Source organism: Deinococcus aquaedulcis, from assembly GCF_019693445.1.
Classification (GTDB): Bacteria; Deinococcota; Deinococci; order Deinococcales; family Deinococcaceae; genus Deinococcus; species Deinococcus aquaedulcis.
Genome location: NZ_JAHRBL010000017.1, coordinates 26,268 through 42,139, shown reverse-complemented (window position 1 = coordinate 42,139; position 15,872 = coordinate 26,268). Strand labels below are relative to the sequence as shown.

Annotated in this window: 18 protein-coding genes; 5 read left to right on the top strand and 13 right to left on the bottom strand. The window is 69.6% G+C overall.

The features are described 5' to 3' along the window. Nucleotides 1-26: 26 nt before the first annotated feature. The 8 genes from KMW22_RS15720 to pstS all read right to left on the bottom strand — a co-directional run bounded on the left by KMW22_RS15720 (nt 27) and on the right by pstS (nt 6,334). A complete protein-coding gene (locus KMW22_RS15720; protein ID WP_221090973.1) occupies nt 27-767 on the bottom strand; it encodes a CopD family protein in 741 nt (246 codons plus the stop codon). A gap of 59 nt (nt 768-826) precedes the next feature. Next, nucleotides 827-1,225, bottom strand: a complete 399-nt coding sequence (locus KMW22_RS15715; RefSeq protein ID WP_221090972.1) for a copper resistance CopC family protein — start codon at nt 1,223-1,225, stop codon at nt 827-829. Nucleotides 1,226-1,297: 72 nt separating this feature from the next. Next, nucleotides 1,298-1,747, bottom strand: a complete 450-nt coding sequence (locus tag KMW22_RS15710; RefSeq protein WP_221090971.1) for a DUF1775 domain-containing protein — start codon at nt 1,745-1,747, stop codon at nt 1,298-1,300. A gap of 94 nt (nt 1,748-1,841) precedes the next feature. Then, the gene (locus KMW22_RS15705) at nt 1,842-2,342 is read right to left on the bottom strand and encodes a hypothetical protein (RefSeq protein ID WP_221090970.1); all 501 of its coding nucleotides are present in this window, start codon (nt 2,340-2,342) and stop codon (nt 1,842-1,844) included. A gap of 64 nt (nt 2,343-2,406) precedes the next feature. Continuing rightward, the gene (gene pstB / locus KMW22_RS15700; protein WP_221090969.1) at nt 2,407-3,165 is read right to left on the bottom strand and encodes a phosphate ABC transporter ATP-binding protein PstB; all 759 of its coding nucleotides are present in this window, start codon (nt 3,163-3,165) and stop codon (nt 2,407-2,409) included. Nucleotides 3,166-3,179: 14 nt separating this feature from the next. Further along, the gene (pstA, locus tag KMW22_RS15695) at nt 3,180-4,100 is read right to left on the bottom strand and encodes a phosphate ABC transporter permease PstA (RefSeq protein ID WP_221090968.1); all 921 of its coding nucleotides are present in this window, start codon (nt 4,098-4,100) and stop codon (nt 3,180-3,182) included. After that, complete coding sequence (gene pstC / locus KMW22_RS15690; protein ID WP_221090967.1) at nt 4,097-5,113, bottom strand: phosphate ABC transporter permease subunit PstC; 1,017 nt, start codon at nt 5,111-5,113, stop codon at nt 4,097-4,099. The genes pstA and pstC overlap by 4 nt, the downstream gene beginning before the upstream one ends. 195 nt (nt 5,114-5,308) lie before the next feature. Next, nucleotides 5,309-6,334, bottom strand: a complete 1,026-nt coding sequence (pstS, locus tag KMW22_RS15685; RefSeq protein WP_221090966.1) for a phosphate ABC transporter substrate-binding protein PstS — start codon at nt 6,332-6,334, stop codon at nt 5,309-5,311. A 230-nt stretch (nt 6,335-6,564) separates the two neighbouring features. Between pstS and KMW22_RS15680 the strand changes: the two genes are divergently transcribed. Further along, the gene (locus KMW22_RS15680) at nt 6,565-6,951 is read left to right on the top strand and encodes an HU family DNA-binding protein (RefSeq protein ID WP_107137353.1); all 387 of its coding nucleotides are present in this window, start codon (nt 6,565-6,567) and stop codon (nt 6,949-6,951) included. 189 nt (nt 6,952-7,140) lie between these two features. Then, nucleotides 7,141-7,344, top strand: coding sequence for a hypothetical protein (locus KMW22_RS15675; protein ID WP_221090965.1), 204 nt, complete (start codon nt 7,141-7,143; stop codon nt 7,342-7,344). 12 nt (nt 7,345-7,356) lie between these two features. Here KMW22_RS15675 and KMW22_RS15670 read toward each other — a convergent pair whose 3' ends face one another. Then, complete coding sequence (locus tag KMW22_RS15670) at nt 7,357-7,788, bottom strand: response regulator (RefSeq protein ID WP_221090964.1); 432 nt, start codon at nt 7,786-7,788, stop codon at nt 7,357-7,359. A 317-nt stretch (nt 7,789-8,105) separates the two neighbouring features. On the opposite strand from KMW22_RS15670, the gene pucL reads away from it, so the two are divergent. Both pucL and uraH read left to right on the top strand, forming a co-directional pair. Continuing rightward, nucleotides 8,106-9,494, top strand: a complete 1,389-nt coding sequence (pucL, locus tag KMW22_RS15665) for a factor-independent urate hydroxylase (protein WP_235693039.1) — start codon at nt 8,106-8,108, stop codon at nt 9,492-9,494. Beyond that, nucleotides 9,491-9,841, top strand: coding sequence for a hydroxyisourate hydrolase (gene uraH / locus KMW22_RS15660; protein ID WP_221090963.1), 351 nt, complete (start codon nt 9,491-9,493; stop codon nt 9,839-9,841). The genes pucL and uraH overlap by 4 nt, the downstream gene beginning before the upstream one ends. Before the next feature lie 99 nt (nt 9,842-9,940). On the opposite strand, the gene KMW22_RS15655 is transcribed toward uraH, so the two are convergent. Genes KMW22_RS15655 through KMW22_RS15640 form a run of 4 tightly spaced genes read right to left on the bottom strand, consistent with a single transcriptional unit; the run spans nt 9,941 to nt 13,888 of the window. Next, on the bottom strand, nt 9,941-10,951 hold the full coding sequence (locus KMW22_RS15655) for a serine hydrolase domain-containing protein (protein ID WP_221090962.1): 1,011 nt from the start codon (nt 10,949-10,951) through the stop codon (nt 9,941-9,943). Then, nucleotides 10,952-11,869, bottom strand: a complete 918-nt coding sequence (murQ, locus tag KMW22_RS15650; RefSeq protein WP_221090961.1) for an N-acetylmuramic acid 6-phosphate etherase — start codon at nt 11,867-11,869, stop codon at nt 10,952-10,954. It lies immediately after the preceding gene. Continuing rightward, a complete protein-coding gene (locus KMW22_RS15645) occupies nt 11,866-13,068 on the bottom strand; it encodes an anhydro-N-acetylmuramic acid kinase (RefSeq protein WP_221090960.1) in 1,203 nt (400 codons plus the stop codon). The genes murQ and KMW22_RS15645 overlap by 4 nt, the downstream gene beginning before the upstream one ends. A gap of 58 nt (nt 13,069-13,126) precedes the next feature. Next, nucleotides 13,127-13,888, bottom strand: a complete 762-nt coding sequence (locus KMW22_RS15640) for a GntR family transcriptional regulator (protein ID WP_221090959.1) — start codon at nt 13,886-13,888, stop codon at nt 13,127-13,129. A 151-nt stretch (nt 13,889-14,039) separates the two neighbouring features. On the opposite strand from KMW22_RS15640, the gene KMW22_RS15635 reads away from it, so the two are divergent. Then, on the top strand, nt 14,040-15,803 hold the full coding sequence (locus KMW22_RS15635; protein ID WP_221090958.1) for an ABC transporter substrate-binding protein: 1,764 nt from the start codon (nt 14,040-14,042) through the stop codon (nt 15,801-15,803). The last annotated feature ends 69 nt before the right edge of the window (nt 15,804-15,872 follow it).

Below are 15,872 nucleotides of genomic sequence, written 5' to 3'. Positions count from 1 at the left end.
CCCGGGAAGACGAAAAGGAGGGGCCATTAAGGCAATTCTAAGCGGGCCGCCGCGTGCGCGGCATGCCCCGCCGGTGGGGGTTGCGTGACCAGCAGGGCGGTGAGGGCCAGGACCGCCAGCAGACCTAGAGTTTCGCGCCGCAGGGGTGGGCGTAGGGCGCGCCCCCGCGCCAGGGCCCGGCGGACCCCCAGGGCCAGCCCCAGCGTCACAGCCACCGCTCCCAGCTTCAGCAGCAGGGTCTGGCCGTAAGGGGTGCCGGCCCAGGAGGCGGGCAGGCGCAGATGTTGCCCTATCATCGCCAGACCAGTCAGCGCCAGGGTGACCACGCAGGCCGCCGCCACCGGGGAAAAGCGCCGGGCCAGTTCGGGCGAGCCCCGGCGCAGCAGGGTCAGCACGCCGCCCAGCCAGACGCACATGGCGGCGGCGTGGGCGGCATGCAGCGCCCGCACCCCCACGCCGTGCCCGGCGCCGTGGCCCACCCCCGCCGCGCCCCAGACCACCACGGCCGCCGCCAGGGGCAGGGCCGGCCAGGGCCAGCGCCCGGTCTCGGCGGCCAGCAGCAGCGCGGCGCCCAGCAGGGCCAGCAGCATGCCCCGGCCAGGGCCGGTGCCCGTCAGATAGGCCAGCACGTCCGCCGGGGCGGTGAAGCCCAGCGCAGCCAGGGTCAGCGCCAGTTGGCCGCCCCAGCCCAGCAGCAGCAGCCCGGCGCCCAGCGCGGGCACCCACAGGCGGGGCCAGCCGGGGGTCCACAGGCGCCGGGCCAGCACCCCCCCAGCAGCGCCACCAGCCCCAGGTGAGTGAGGCCGGTCAGCAGCGCCAGCACGGCCTAGCGCACCCGGAAGGTGCTCAGACCGCTGACGGGGTGCCCGTCTTCGGACAGCAGCCGCCAAGCGATCACATACAGCCCAGGTTTCAGTCCCGTTTTCAGCGGCACGCTCAGCCGGGCGGCGAGGCCCGCCGTGGTCGGGGGCCGGCTGACCAGCGTGGGGGTCTCCGGGCGCGCGGCCAGGGCCAGCTTGGCGGCGGCCTCGGGGGTCTGTCCGGCGGCCACCGCCATCACCCGCACAGTGCTGAAGCGCAGCTCTACCGGCTCACTGAAGTTCAGCGTGACCGCAGCGGGCGCCGGAACCACCGCGCCCCGGGCAGGCACCACCGACGTGACGGCGGTGTGGGCCAGGGCCGCGCCCGGCAGGACCAGCAGGGCCAGCATCAACAGTCGTTTCATGGCTTCTCCCTCGGGGGGCACAGGGGGGGCGCAACGTGGCCCCGCCCCTGCCCAAGTGACGCTTGAATGGCTTTATTTCACCGTGGTTTTGCTGGCCGGGCCCTGGGCGGGATCGGTGTCGTCCCAGGCCACCACCGAGCCGTCACTGTAGGTCTGGTACACCTTCCAGCTCAGTTCACCGGGCGCGGCGGGATTGCGCGCCTGGAAGAAGAAGCGGACGTACTCCATGGGCGCCACGCGGCCTTTCCAGACCACTTCGGTGACCAGGCCGGCCTCGTTCTTCTTGACCGTGCGCTGGAAGCCGGGCGTGACCTGAAAGCGGGTGATGGTCACGCCGGCTGGCACCACCAGGCGGATTTCCGTCGTGCTGATGTCTTTCTCGGTGGGCACGTTCAGGCGGTAGGTTTCGCTGGCGCCGGCCTTGCTTTCGGTCAGGCCGCTTTCGGTGCGGACGGTGGCGTGGGCGGCAGCCAAAGACAGGAGCAGGGCGCTGGCCAGGGCCAGCAGATGGGCGTTGAACATGGAGCACCTCGGTTGATGGCTGGGCCTTGCCTCACCCAGCGTGGAGAAGGGTGGACCGCACGCCGCGCAGGGCTGAGCGGCGCGGGACTTCAGTTCAACCGGGGCTGGGTGGCGCGCGCGCTTCGGCGTGGCGCACCGGGGCCAGCCAGGGCCCATGCAGCCGGGCCGGTCGCGTGCGGGCCACCGCCGCTGGCCCGGCCAACGACAACGCCCCTTCGGCTTCCAGGGCAAAGGCCGCTGTGAAGCAAAAGGGGCAGTGGGCACTGTGGTCCGCCGCGTGGGCCGGACCGTGCGGGGGCGCGTTGGGCGCAGCCTGGGTCAGCTCCGGGCGCGTGGAACGAGGAGGCGCCATCTCCTGGTGGGCCGGCGGGTGGCCGGCGTGGGCCGGGGCGGGCGCGGTCTGGGTCTGGGCTGGCTGTGGGGCCTGGGGGTCTGCCGAGGCCCCTTTGGCCTGCGCCACCTGAAACAGCGACGGCCCACCCAGACCCGGCGAGGTCGTGCGGCCCAGAAAAGCGAACGAGGCCAGCAGGCACAGCGCGGCCAGCAGCCACCGTTGCTGCGCCCCCGCTGATCGCCCGCCCGCTGCCCTGGTCACGGAGGCAGGATAACGACTGAGGCGTGGCAGGTGTCCCGCCACGCCCCTGGGTTGCTGTGCCGGATCAGCCGAAGCGGCCCGTCACGTAGGCTTCGGTGCGCTCGTCGCGTGGGGCGGTGAAAATCTGGTCGGTCACGCCGTGCTCTACGAGGTCGCCGTTCAGGAAGAACGAGGTGGTGTCCGACACACGCGCGGCCTGGTGCATGTTGTGGGTCACGATGATGATGGTGGTGACCTGCTTCAGGCCGGTCATCAGTTCCTCGATCTTGGCGGTGCTGGCGGGGTCCAGGGCGCTGGTGGGCTCGTCCATCAGCAGGATTTCCGGCTCCACGGCCAGCGCGCGGGCAATGCACAGGCGCTGCTGCTGCCCGCCCGAGAGCCCCGTGGCGGGGGTCTTCAGGCGGTCCTTGACCTCTTCCCACAGCGCCGCGCCGCGCAGGGAGCGTTCGGCGATTTCCATCAGGCGCCGGCTGTCGCGGATGCCGGCCAGCTTCAGGCCAGAAACCACGTTGTCAAAGACGCTCATGGTGGGAAAGGGGTTGGGCTTCTGGAACACCATGCCCACGCGGCGGCGCATGACCACCGGGTCCACACCCGCGCCGTACACGTTCTCACCGTCCAGCAGAATGGTGCCTTCCACCCGCGCGCCGGGGGTCAGGTCGTGCATGCGGTTAATGGCCCGCAGGAAAGTGGTCTTGCCGCAGCCCGACGGGCCGATCAGGGCGTTGACGGTGCCGCGCTGCACGTTTAGGTTCACGCCGCGCACGGCCTGCTTATCGCCGTAGTAGATATTGACGTTCTGGGCACTGAGAATGGGGGACACGGATAGAGCTCCTTTTATTTGCGGCGGCTGGCGCGCCGGGCCAGCAGACTGGTGACAAAGATCAGGGTGATAAGCAGCAGGGCGCCGGCCTTGGCCAGCCGCTGGTTCTCGTCGTAGGCGCTGGTGGCGCCCCGGTAAATTTCCAGGGGCAGGGCGCTCATGGGCTTGGTGGGGTCTAGGTTGATCGCGCTGTTGCCAAAGGCCGTGAACAGCAGCGGGGCCGCCTCGCCCGCCACGCGGGCCAGCGCCAGCATCACGCCGGTCACGATGCCCCCGGCGGCGGCGGGCAGCACAATGCGCAGCGTGACCAGCCACTTGGGCAGCCCCAGCGCCAGCCCGGCCTCGCGCACCGTCTGCGGCACCAGTTTCAGCACTTCCTCGGTGGTGCGCACCACGATGGGAATCATCAGGAAGCCCAGCGCCACGGCGCCGGCCAACCCCGAGAAGCCGAATTTCAGCACGATCAGGCCGTAGGCCACCAGACCCATCACAATCGCGGGAATCCCGGCCAGCACGTCACTGACCATGCGGATGGTGGGCATCAGGGGGTGGCGCGGGTATTCGGCCAGGAAGATGCCCCCGGCCACGCCCACCAGCACGCCGATCACGCTGGCCATCCCCAGCATCTCGATGCTGCCCAGAATGGCGTTGGCCAGGCCGCCGCCGGTTTCGCCCTCAGGGGCGGGGGTCTTGGTAAAGAAGTCCAGGTTGGCGCCGCTGAACACGGCCCCCAGCCCCTCGCGGGCGCGGGCAAAGTCCAGGTTGAACATGGCCCCAAAGCCCTCGCGCAGCAGGTACAGGAAAATCAGGATCAGGGGCGCGACCACCAGCAGGGTGGCCAGGAGAATCAGGCCGCCCATCAGGGTGTTCTGCAGGCGCCGGGCCGGGCTGAGGGCGTGGCGGCGGGCCGGAGAGGACGAGGCGGCGCTCATCATTGAATCCCCTTGGGGGTCAGGCGCGCGATGATCAACCGGGCCACAAAGTTCACAGCCACGCTGAGCACGAACAGGGTCAGGCCCAGGGTCACCACGCTGGAGCGGTGCAGGGCTTCCTGCGCGTCCCCGAACTGGTTGGCAATCACCGAGGCCATGGTGCTGGCGCCGCCCCACAGGCTTTTCAGGAGGTCCTGGCTGTCGCCAATCACCATCGCCACGGCCAGGGTTTCACCCAGCGCGCGCCCCAGCGCCAGAATCACGCCGCCCAGAATGCCCGCGCGGGCGTAGGGCAGAATGGCGCGGGAAATCACTTCCCACTTGGTGGCCCCCAGGGCGTACATCGCCTCGCGCTGGTCTTGGGGCACCAGCCGGATCACGTCGCGCGCCACCGAGGCGGTGTAGGGCAGGATCATGACCGTCAGGATGATGATGGCCAGCGCCAGCCCGCGCCCGCCGCCCGCGCTGGGCACAAAGAAGCACTGCAGCGTGGTCTTGTTCTCGGCCCACAGCGCGGCGCACTTGGTGTACAGCTCCACGCGCTCCGGGTGGGTCTGGGGGTTGAAGAAGGTCAGCTGCCACTGGCCCAGCACCGGCGCAATCACGAACAGGGCCCAGAGGCCGTACACCACGCTGGGCACGGCGGCCAGCAGCTCGATCAAATACCCCACCGGGTTGGCCAGCCACTTCGGCGCGTATTCAGCCACGAACAGCGCCGAGGCCACCGCCAGCGGCACGCTGATCGCCAGGGCCACCAGGCTGGTGACCAGGGTGCCAGTGATCATCGCCACGGCACCGAAGGTTCCTTCCACCGGGTTCCAGGTGCGTTCGGTAAAGAAGCTCAGGCCAAAGCGCGACAGGGCCGGCCACGATTCGCGCCCCAGCTGGTAGATGCTGAGGACGAACACCAGCACGATCACGCTGGCCAGCAGCAGAATCAGGCCCTGGAACAGGCGGTCCGACGCGCTGCTCAGGGCAGCGGGACGTGGGGAACGGGTCTGGGTGGGTTCGCTCATGAGTTCATGACCCCTCCGGGGCCGTAGCGCCCAGTTCACAGGGCGTTTGTCAGTGCAGCGTCAGCCCCCCTCTCTGGGGGAGAGGACCAGAAAGGCAGGGGCCGGGCCGGGCGGCGCTCGGGGCACCCAGCACGGCCACAACAGCAGCGGCGCTGCACAGAAGCCTGCGCAGCGCCGCCAACGTGGATGGTCCGCTTAGAGTTTCTTGCCGTCGAAGGTCATCTTGCCGATGATGCTCTTGGCCTTGTTGGCGGCGTTCGTGGGCAGCTTGGCGTAGTCCAGCCCCTCGTTGTAGCCCTGGCCGGTGCTGATCATCCACAGCAGCAGGTCCTTGAGGGCCTTGGCCTGGGCCTGGGTGCGGTTGCCGTACTTCTGCTCCTGGTAGAAGATCACGTAGGTGAAGCTGGCCATCGGGTAGGCCTCGGGGTTGGCGCTGTTGGTCAGGCTGACGCGGGTGTCGGCGGGAATCACCACGCCCAGCGCGGCGGCGGCGGCGGGGCCGTTGTCGGCCAGCACGAACTTGCCCGCGCGGTTTTGCAGGCTGCCGTAGGGCAGCTTGTTCTGCTTGGCGTACACCAGTTCCACGTAGCCAATGGCGCCGGGGGTGCTCTTCACGATGCCTGCCACGCCGTCATTGCCGCGCGCGCCGGTACCCACGGGCCACTGCAGGGAGTTGCCCACGCCCACCTTGCTCTTCCACTCGCCGCTGACCTTGCTCAGGTAGTCGGAGAACACGTAGGTGGTGCCCGAACCGTCGCTACGGCGGGCCACGGTGATGGGCAGCGGGGGAATGGTCACGCCGGGGTTCAGGGCGGCAATCGCCTTGTCGTTCCAGGTCTTGATCTTGCCCAGGTAGATATCGGCCAGCACCTTGCCGGTGAACTTCAGCGGGGCCGTAACGCCGGGCAGGTTATAGGCGGGCACCACGGCGCCGATGGCGGTGGGCACGTGCAGCAGCTTGCCGGGGGCGTCTTTCATGGCGTCGTCGCTCATGGGGTTGTCGCTGCCGGCGAAGTCCACGGTGCGCTCCAGAATCTGCTTCTGGCCCGCGCCGCTCCCCACCGACTGGTAGTTCACGGTGACGCCCTTGTCCTTCTTGTATTCGGCGAACATCTTGCTGTACAGGGGGAAAGGAAAGCTCGCGCCTGCGCCGGTCAGGGTGGACTGGGCGGCGGCCGTGGTCACGGCGAGGGCAGCAGCCAGAGCAAACATCTTCTTCATGGCGCGCAGTGTGCCGGGCGATTGTCAGCGCCGCGTCACGTGCCCCGCCGGCGCGCCCACCGGGCCCCCGACAGGGGCAGGGCGCAGTTCTTCCGTGCTGCACGGCATTCCTTAGCAAGCACTCAAAAGGCCCTTCAGAACGGGGTTTTTCCCAATGCTTCCTTTAAAAAGGGCGTGCTGGTGGGCATTCCTGGCCCTCTCCCCCCTTCCCAAGCGGCGCGTCATATGTCATGCTGCTCACCATGACGAAAAAGTCTGCAAAAGCCCCCGCCAAGAAGACTGCGGCCAAGGCCGCTCCCGCCGCGAAAGCCGCCGCCCCCAAGCGCGCCGCTGGCGAGAGCAACAAGGTCGCCAAGACCCAGCTCGTGGAAATGGTTGCTGACCGCACCGGTCTGACCAAGAAGCAGAGCGAGGAAGCCGTCAGCGCCATGCTGGACGTGGTCGTGGGCGCCATCAAGGGCGGCCAGAGCGTGGGCCTGCCCGGCCTGGGCACCCTGAGCGTCAAGGCCACCGCCGCCCGCACCGGCGTGCGCCCCGGCACCAGCGAGAAGATCCAGATCCCGGCCGGCAAGAAGGTGGCCTTCAAGGTCGCCAGCACCCTCAAGGGCAACCTGTAAACTTCCCCCTTCAGGGAGCGCGCCCACCCGGGCGCGTTTTTTTGGCCCAGCTGACCTGCCCATGAGCGCGGTCTCTGGGCCCTGTTCATGGCGCGGGCATGGCGCTGTCACGCGGGCGATGCACCGTGGACTCAGCGGGGCTGGAGAGCCAGAGCACCCGCCCGAACTCCCCCAAGTCGGAGGTGACCCATGATCGCTATTCGCCGTGATTCTGCCGCCGCGCTCACCGGAGAGGTGCTGAGCAGCGACGAGCGCTGCCTGCCCCCAGGACGGGCGGTGGCCCTCACCGTACGGACCCTGGGCGGCAAAACCTGCCTGAAGGTGCAGGGCCGCCCCGTAACGCTGACGCCCAGGACGCCTTCCGACCAGGTCTTGGCGGTGGAACTCAGCTAACGCCGGGCCGGCCTAACGGTTCAGGCGCTTGGGCCAGTTGGGGGTGCGGCTCTGGCGCCAGAAGCCCACGAAGGCGTCCACCTGCTCCAGAAACGCCTGAAAGCTGCCGGATTTCACCATGTACGAACTGGCGTGCAGCGTGTAGGCCCGCTGAATATCGCCGGGCTGCGACGAGGTAGAGAGCATCACCACCGGAATACAGCGCAGCCGCTCATCGGCTTTCAGGGCTTCCAGAACCTCAAAGCCCGACATGCCGGGCATGTTCACGTCCAGCATGACCACATCAGGCAGGTCAGTCTGCGCCCGCAGGGTGGCCAGGGCCTCGGGGCCACTGCGGCAGGTGTCCATCTGCAACTCGCTGCTGTGCTCGGCAAAGACTTCCTGGGCCAGCAGCAGGTCGGCCGGGTTGTCGTCCACCAGCAGCACGTGAAAAGGACGGTTCATCGCTGCCGGGCACGCGGGACGGGGCAAGCCCGGCGGGGGCCAGGGCAGGGGAGGGCAGCAGTCATTGCCGCACTATACGCACTGGCTGGGGGCAGCGGTGGGGCCCCCCGAACGGTGGGCGTCAAGCTTGCGGCCCTCTAGAGGCACACCAAGGCGTCCCGTGGCGGCCGGGTCACGGGGGCATCCGCTATGCTCGGGCCAGCCACCACTGACCGCTGCCTGGGGCGCCGCGCTGTGCCCTCAGGCGCCCGTTTCTCCCGCCCCTCCCTGCCCCCGTCCTGCGGACGACTGGAGCGTTTGCCCTGGCCCCCCACGCGTTGCCCCTGACACTTCTGAATGCCCTGAGCACAGAAGACTTCGCCGCCCACTTTGCAGGCGTGCTGGAACACTCGCCGCACTACGCCGCGCGGGTGGCGGCGAGGCGCCCCTACCGCAGTGCCGAAGCCGTGGCTCAGGCCTTTGCCCAGGCGGCCCAGGCCGGTTCTCCAGAGGACCAACTGGCCCTGATCCGCGCGCACCCCGATCTGGCGGGCAAGGCCGTGCTGGCCGGCGAACTGACCCCCGAAAGCACCCGCGAGCAGGCGAGTGCCGGCCTGGACCGCCTGAGCCCGGACGAATACGCCGAGTTCCAGTCCCTGAACAGCGCGTACCACGCGCGCTTTGCCATGCCCTACGTGGTATGCGTGCGCGAACACACCAAGGCCAGCATTTTCGAGGGGGCCCGGCGCCGCCTGACCCACACCCCCGAACAGGAACGGGCGGCGGCCCTGCACGAGATTGGCCGCATTGCTCGCCTGCGGGTGCTGGACTTGATTCAGCCCACAGGCGCGCTTTCCCTGACCTCACAGGAGGAACCCGGCATGGTGAAAGTAAAACTGGGCGAGAACAACTACGGCAAGGCCGACGTGCGGCTGTTCAAGGTGTTCCGGGACGGGCCGCGCCACGACATCAAGGATATGCAGGTGCGTGTGGCAGTCAAGGGCGACTTTGACGCCGCCCACACCGATGGCGACAACACCGGGCTGGTCGCCACCGACACCATGCGCAATACCGTTTACGCCTTGGCACGCGACGGCCTGACGGGCAGCATTGAGGCCTTTGGCAAGCATCTGATCACACATTTTGTGACCCAGGGGCCCCGGGTGCAGGGCGCGCGCGTGACCTTTACCCAGCTCACCTGGGCGCGCATGGTCAGCGGCGGGCAGCCCCATGACCACGCCTTCGTGCGCCAGATGCCCAAGCACACGGCCACGGTCTGGGGCGACGGGCAGACCTTCACGGTGGAAAGCGGCCTGGAAGAGCTGTACATCCTGAAAACCACCCAGAGCGGCTGGGCCGGCTTTCACCGCGACGCCTACACCACGCTGCCCAATACCGACGACCGCATTCTGGCCACAGTGGTGAGCGCCCGCTGGACCTACGCCGTGGCCGACTGCGACTACGACGCCGTGTGGGCGGCCGTGTACACGGCGCTGCTGGACACCTTTCCCGACCACTACTCGCCCAGCATGCAGCACACCCTGTACCGGATTGGCGAGGCAGTGCTGACCCGCTGCCCCGAGATTGAGCGCATCCACTTTTCCTTTCCCAACCGCCACCACATCCTGTATCCGCTGGAACGCTACGGCCTGGACAACCCCGGCACCGTCTTTCACGCCGACGCCGAGCCCTACGGCGTGATTGAGGGCTGGGTGGAGCGCGCGTGAGCGGCGCTGGGCTCAGCACCCACGTGCTGGACACCGCCCGGGGCCGCCCGGCAGCGGGCATTGGGGTGCAGCTGTTTCGCGTAGGCCAGGACCATGAATTGCTGCGCGAGGCCGTGACCAACGCCGATGGCCGCACCGACGAGCCCCTGATCGCGCGCGGCGCCTTGAAGGTCGGCACCTACGAACTGGTCTTCACCGTGGCCCCCTATTTCGCCGACCTGACGGGGGACGCGCCGCCTTTTCTGGACGTGGTGACGCTGCGCTTTACCGTGGCCGACGCGGGCGCGCACTACCACGTGCCGCTGCTGGTGTCGCCGTGGGCCTACAGCACGTACCGGGGAAGTTAGACCGGGAGGGGAGTGGAGGCGCTGAGAAGTCGAGAAAGGGCCCACTCAACTTCTGGATCCCTTGATCTCTCGCCCCTTCCCTGATGCCTTCCCCAAACCCTACCGCCCCGACAACAACGTGTTCCCCACCGCCCGCCGCAGCCCCTGAATATCGAAGCCGCTGTGGCGTGTGGGGTGCACACGGTTGGTGAGCAGCACCCAGGCGAGGCCGTGGCCGGGGTCCACCCACAGCCCAGTGCCGGTAAAGCCAGTGTGGCCCACCGCCTGCGGGCTGCATAGGCTGCCACCGCTCCAGCCGGGGCAGGCGTGCACAAAGGCCAGGGTGCGCTCGGGGACCTGGGGCTGCAGGGCCAGGGCCTGCGCCGCGCGGCCCAGCCAGCCGCCGCGCAGCAGCCCTTCGGCCTGCCCCAGCACGCCACCCAGCGTGCCGAACAGCCCCGCGTGCCCGGCCACGCCGCCCAGGGCCGCCGCGTTCTCGTCGTGGGTTTCGCCGCGCAGCAGCCGCTCTCGCCACAGGCACTGCTCGGTGGCCACGGTGCGGGCGGGGTCCGGCGTGAAGGCAAGGCCAGGGTCCAGCACAAACTCGCGCAGGGGATGGCCCCGCAGCCGCTCCAGCACGCGGCCCAGCAGCACGTAGCCCAGGTCCGAGTACAGCACGGGCCCCGCCTCGCCCACCGGCCAGGGCTCCTGCAGAAAGCGGGCGCGGATGGTCGCCGCGTCGCCCCAGGTGTACAGCTTGGCCCAGGGGCCCAGGCCCGCCGTATGCGTCAGCAGCTGGCGCAGCGTGCGGGTGCGCAGCGGCGTGTCCTGCATCCAGGCGAGGTCCGGCAGGTGACGGCCCAGGGGGTCGTCTAGGTCCAGCAGACCCTCTTCGGCGGCGCGCAGCACCTCACGGGCGGTCAGCAGCGGCTTGGTCAGGCTGGCAAGGTCCCACCAGCTGTCGTCCGGCAGGGGCTCGGGCTGCGGCTCACGCTGGGCCAGCCCCAGTACGGCTGTCTGGCGCTGCCCGGCCCGGTCCACCACGCCCAGCGCCGCGCCCGACGGGCCCCCGGGCGCCTGCACCGCCGCCGCCAGCAGAGCGTGGGTGCGTGCCGGAATCAGAGGCTCCATTCAGGCTTCTCCCAGGGCTGCGCGGGCGTGGCCCCCAGCGGCCTCCAGGCGGCGCTGGGCCTCAGGGACACCCACCTCCAAGCGCAGGCAGACCACGGCCAGTTTCACCTGCCCGCCTGCCGCTTGCAGGGCGGCGCGGGCGACCTTCTCATTGGCCCCGGTGGCGTGCATCACGAGGCGCAGCGCGCGGCCTTCGAGCTTGGCGTTGCCCGCGCGCAGGTCCACCATCAGGTTGCCGTACACCTTGCCCAAGCGCACCATCAGTGTGCTGGACAGGGTGTTCAGCGCAATCTTCTGGGCGGTGCCGGCTTTCAGACGGGTGGAGCCGCTGATCAGTTCCGGACCGGTGTCCAGTAGCACCGGGCAATCGGTGAGGGCCAGCAGGGGCGTGTCCGGGTTGTTGCTCAGGCCGACCGTCAGGGCGCCCAGGCGCTGCGCCTCACGCACTGCGCCCAGCACCCAGGGCGTGGTGCCGCTGGCCGCCACGGCAATCAACACGTCGTCCGGGGTGGGCGCCAGGGCGATCAGGGCCTGGGCGCCCGCCGCCTCATCGTCCTCGGCGCCTTCGGCCGCGTGGCGAATGGCCCGCTCGCCCCCGGCGATCACGGCCAGGGCGCGTTCGGGCGGCCAGGAGAAGGTGGGCGGTAATTCAGAGGCGTCCAGCACCCCCAGGCGCCCACTGGTGCCGGCCCCAGCGTACAGCAGCCGCCCGCCGCGTTCCAGGCGGGGCAGGGCGGCGTCGGCGGCGCGGGCCAGCTGGGGCGCGGCCTGCCGGGCGGCCTGCACCGCGACCTCGTGGTCGCTGGCGAGGGTCTGGGCCAGTTCCAGGGTGCTCAGGGTGTCCAGATTGGTGTGCGCGGGGTGCACCCCTTCGGTGCGGCGGGCGTCGGGGCGCAGGGGCTGGGCAGGCTCGGTCATGGGGAGGCTCCGGTGGGCGAGGCGGGAATCCATTTGCCGGCGGCCACGGCGTGGGCCGCGCCGGTGGTGTGCGGCAGCGTGCCCGGCCAGCCCTGCGCGCGGGCATAGCCCAGGAAGGCAAAGGCCGCCGCTTCACGGGAGGCGTCGGTGAAGCCGTGTTCGGTCCAGCCCAGTTCGGCGGCGGTGCGCAGGGGCACCGGCAGCTCGGCGCGCAGGGCGGCCATCAGGACGGGGTTGCGCGCGCCGCCGCCCAGGGCCACCACCTCGTCCAGGCCCCGGGGCAGCACCCAGCGGCGGTAGGCCTGGGCCACCGTGCGCGCGGTGAACGCGGTGGCGGTGGCCGCCAGATCGGGCAGGCTCAGGTCGGCAGGCTGCGGGAGCCGCGCCAGGGTCCAGACCTCGCGCCCGGTGGCCTTGGGCGGCGGCATGTTCAGCTCGGGGTGGGCCAGCCACGCGGCCAGGGTGGGCCCATGCACCGCGCCCGCGCGGGCCAGTGCGCCGCCCTCGTCGTGCGTAAGCCCGGCCCGGCCCGCCACCTCATCCAGCAGGCAGTTGGCCGGCCCGGTGTCAAAGGCCAGCACCCCCGCCGGGTCCACCCCGGGCAGGTACGTGAGGTTGCTGATGCCGCCCAGGTTGTGCAGCGCCCGGCACACCCCGCTCTGAGCGAACAGCGCCCAGTCGGCCAGGGGAACCAGCGGCGCCCCCACGCCCCCGGCGGCCAGATCGGCGGGGCGGAAATCGGCCACCACGGGCCGGCCGGTGCGGGCGGCAATCACCGCCGCTTCACCCAGTTGCAGGGTGGCGGGCCGCGCCCAGCCGCGAGCGGGATCGGGCCGGGGGTGGTGCTGCACCGTCTGGCCGTGGCTGGCAATCAGGTCGGCGTCCGGGGCCAGCGGGGCAGCGGCCTGGGCCAGCGCCTCGCCCAGCGCCCAATGCAGCTGGGTCAGTTCGGCGGGGGTGCCCTCGTTGCGCGCGGCGCGCAGCACAGCGGCGCGCAACTCGGCCGGATAGGGCGTGAAGGTATGGGCCAGCACCCGGCCGCGCGGCACTGGGCCTGTTAGCGGCGGCCACCCGCGCCATGCCGCTGCCCCGCCCGCCCCCAGCGCGGGCCAGCCCGGCAGTTCCAGGAGCGCCGCGTCAATGCCGTCGGCGCTGGTGCCGCTCATTAAGCCCAGCACGCGGGCAGGGCGGGAGGTCATGCCGTGCCCCTGAACCCGGACAAGGGCCCAGCGCCCGTTCCCTGCACCTGGAGCCTGCTCATGCCCCGCCCTGCAACTCCATCACGAAGTCGTAGCGGTCCCCCCGGTAATGGGCGCGGGCGTACTCGATAGGCCGCCCACCGGAGAGCCACGACACCCGGTCGGTGGCGAGCAGGGCGGCGCCCACCGGCACCCCCAGCAGCGGCGCCAGGGTGAGGTCGGCGTTCACCGCCCGCAGGTGGCGAATGGCGCGCGCCGGACTTAGCGCCCGCGCCGAGAGCAGCGCGTACAGGCTGGCGTCCTGCACCTCTTCGGGGCGCAGCTCGCCCACCAGGGCGGCCGGCAGGGTGGAGTCTTCAATTGCCAGGGGCTCGCCGTCAGCGGTGCGCAGCCGACGCAGGCGGTAGACCAGTTCGCCCGGCGACAGGGCGAGGCTCATGGCTTCCTGGGCGCTGGGCCGCGTGCGCTCGAAGCCCAGCACCCGTGCTCCGGGCACCTGCCCACGCGAGCGCACGTCCTCGGAAAAGGAGGACAGCAGCCCCAGGGTGCGGCTGGGGAGCTCGCCCGGCCGGGGCGGCGGCGTGACAAAGGTGCCGCTCCCGTGGCGCCGGGTCAGCAGGCCCTGCTGCGAGAGCAGCGCCAGGGCCTGACGGACCGTGACCCGCGACACCCCCAGCGCAGCGGCCAGTTCCCGTTCGGCGGGCAGGGCGCTGCCAGCGCGCAGCTGCCCGCTTTCGATGCGCTGCGCAAGCCCCTGCGCCACCTGGACATAGACCGGGGTGGCGCTCGCTGAATCCAGGGACAGGGAGGACAGGAGCATCGCCCCAGACCGTACCACTCCTGAACCACTTTGCCCAGAGGTTGCAAGTGGACTGCGATTGGTCTTAGGCTGGGGTGTCTGACAAGTAGGTGGGCGGCGCGCCTTTGCCGCCGCTTGCCCTGCTGCCGTTCAAGTGCTTCGGAGGTTTGCCATGCATGTAAGCCGCGCTGCCCGTTTCCTGACCCTGGTGTCGCTCAGCCTGCTGGGCGCTGCCCACGCTGCACCCAAGAAAATGACCGGCCTGGGCGCCCTGGGGGTGACCGCCGGCAAGAGTGGCGGCACGTACACCCTGCCGCTGGGCGACAGCCCCCAGAGCCTCTTTTATTACGGGGTGATTGACAACAACCTGGGCCTGATCTCGCAGCAGATGTTCGACGGACTGGTGGAATTCAACCTCGCCACCTACAAGATCGAGCCCGCGCTGGCCGAAAGCTGGACGATCAGCGATGGCGGCAAGGTGTACACCTTCAAGCTGCGGCAGGGCGTGAAGTGGAGTGACGGCCAGGCCTTCAACGCCGACGACGTGATCTTTACCTACAAGAACATGATCATGAACCCTGAGGCCCGCGCGGGCGACCCGGGCAACTTCAAACTGGGCGGCGAGGCGGTGACCATTGCCAAGGTGGATGCCATGACAGTGCGCTTCACCCTGCCGCGCCCAGCGCCCGCCTTCTTGCTGCAGCAGCGCTACTTCATCATGCCGCAGCACAAGCTGGCCAAGTACGGCCAGGAAAGCGGCGCCAAGCCCGCCGACATCAATGGGGCGTGGCCCACCAACGTGGCGGAGGGCGAGGTGGTGGGCACCGGGCCCTTCAAACTGGCGAACTACACCGCCGGGCAAAAAGTGACCCTCACCCGCAACCCCAACTACTGGAAGGTGGACGCAGCCGGCACCAAGCTGCCCTACCTGGACCGGCTGGAATTCCTGATCATCCGTGACCCCCAGGCCCAGGTGGCGCAGTTCCTGGCGGGCAACCTGGACCAGCTGAACATTAGCGGCGCGCAGTTTCCCGACCTGAAGCAGAAGGAAGTGGCGGGCGCGCCCTTCAAGGTGATGCGCTCCACCGCTCTGTTTGGTAGCCCGCCCTTCGTGGCCTATAACTTTGATGCCAAGAGCCCGGCGCTGGCCAAGGTGTTCAGCGACGTGCGCTTCCGCCGCGCCATGCAGATGGCCGTCAACCGCGAGCGCATCATTGACAGCGTGTACAACGGGCTGGCCAGCCTGCCCGGGCACGGCGTGGCGCCGGCCAACAAGGCCTTTTACGTGAACACCACCCGCCAGCTGGGCGAATTCGATCTAGCAGCGGCCGGGCGGGCGCTGGACGCAATGGGCCTGAGCCGCAAGAACGCGGCCGGCATTCGCCTGCTGCCGAACGGTCAACCCCTCGAAATTGACCTGACGTACGGCACCGATTCGGCCGTGTACCCGCCCATTGCCACCATCCTGCAAAGCGACTTCGCCAAGGTGGGGGTGAAGGTGAACCTGAAGGGCATTCTCTCCAGCCGCCTGCTGGCCACCGGCCAGAGCGGCGACTGGGAAATGATCCTGCACGCCTTTGGCGACCAGCCCGACCCCGAACTGCGCCGCCCCATCTGGCAGCCCGGCGGCAGCCTGTACTACTGGCACCGCGCCCCCCAGCCCGCCAAGGACGGCGACCCTGCCAACACCGCCAAGATGGCCCCCTGGGAAAAGGAAATCTACGAGATCTTCAACAAGGCGGCCGTAGAGCCCAGCGCCAGCGCCCGCAAGGCCCTGTACACCCGCTGGCAGTTACTGTTCGCCCAAAACCTCCCCGTGACCCCCATCGCCAAACCCGAAAACATCGGCGCCGTGAGCAACAAGTACGGCAACTACGTGTACAACCTGGGCGTGATTCCGGGCTACAACCCGGTGCCGCTGATCTACCAGAAGTAAGTGGTGGGTGGGGAGTGGGAAGTGGAGAACCCCTCTCTGCTTCCCACCCCATTTCATACCCAAGGAGCC

Bases quoted from the DNA above. Each gene is read 5' to 3' on its own strand.
- KMW22_RS15715 (WP_221090972.1), bottom strand. From the start codon at position 1,225: ATGAAACGACTGTTGATGCTGGCCCTGCTGGTCCTGCCGGGCGCGGCC.
- KMW22_RS15710 (WP_221090971.1), bottom strand. From the start codon at position 1,747: ATGTTCAACGCCCATCTGCTGGCCCTGGCCAGCGCCCTGCTCCTGTCT.
- pstA (WP_221090968.1), bottom strand. From the start codon at position 4,100: ATGATGAGCGCCGCCTCGTCCTCTCCGGCCCGCCGCCACGCCCTCAGC.
- pstC (WP_221090967.1), bottom strand. From the start codon at position 5,113: ATGAGCGAACCCACCCAGACCCGTTCCCCACGTCCCGCTGCCCTGAGC.
- pstS (WP_221090966.1), bottom strand. From the start codon at position 6,334: ATGAAGAAGATGTTTGCTCTGGCTGCTGCCCTCGCCGTGACCACGGCC.
- KMW22_RS15680 (WP_107137353.1), top strand. From the start codon at position 6,565: ATGCTGCTCACCATGACGAAAAAGTCTGCAAAAGCCCCCGCCAAGAAG.
- KMW22_RS15675 (WP_221090965.1), top strand. From the start codon at position 7,141: ATGATCGCTATTCGCCGTGATTCTGCCGCCGCGCTCACCGGAGAGGTG.
- KMW22_RS15670 (WP_221090964.1), bottom strand. From the start codon at position 7,788: ATGAACCGTCCTTTTCACGTGCTGCTGGTGGACGACAACCCGGCCGAC.
- KMW22_RS15655 (WP_221090962.1), bottom strand. From the start codon at position 10,951: ATGGAGCCTCTGATTCCGGCACGCACCCACGCTCTGCTGGCGGCGGCG.
- murQ (WP_221090961.1), bottom strand. From the start codon at position 11,869: ATGACCGAGCCTGCCCAGCCCCTGCGCCCCGACGCCCGCCGCACCGAA.
- KMW22_RS15645 (WP_221090960.1), bottom strand. From the start codon at position 13,068: ATGACCTCCCGCCCTGCCCGCGTGCTGGGCTTAATGAGCGGCACCAGC.
- KMW22_RS15640 (WP_221090959.1), bottom strand. From the start codon at position 13,888: ATGCTCCTGTCCTCCCTGTCCCTGGATTCAGCGAGCGCCACCCCGGTC.
- KMW22_RS15635 (WP_221090958.1), top strand. From the start codon at position 14,040: ATGCATGTAAGCCGCGCTGCCCGTTTCCTGACCCTGGTGTCGCTCAGC.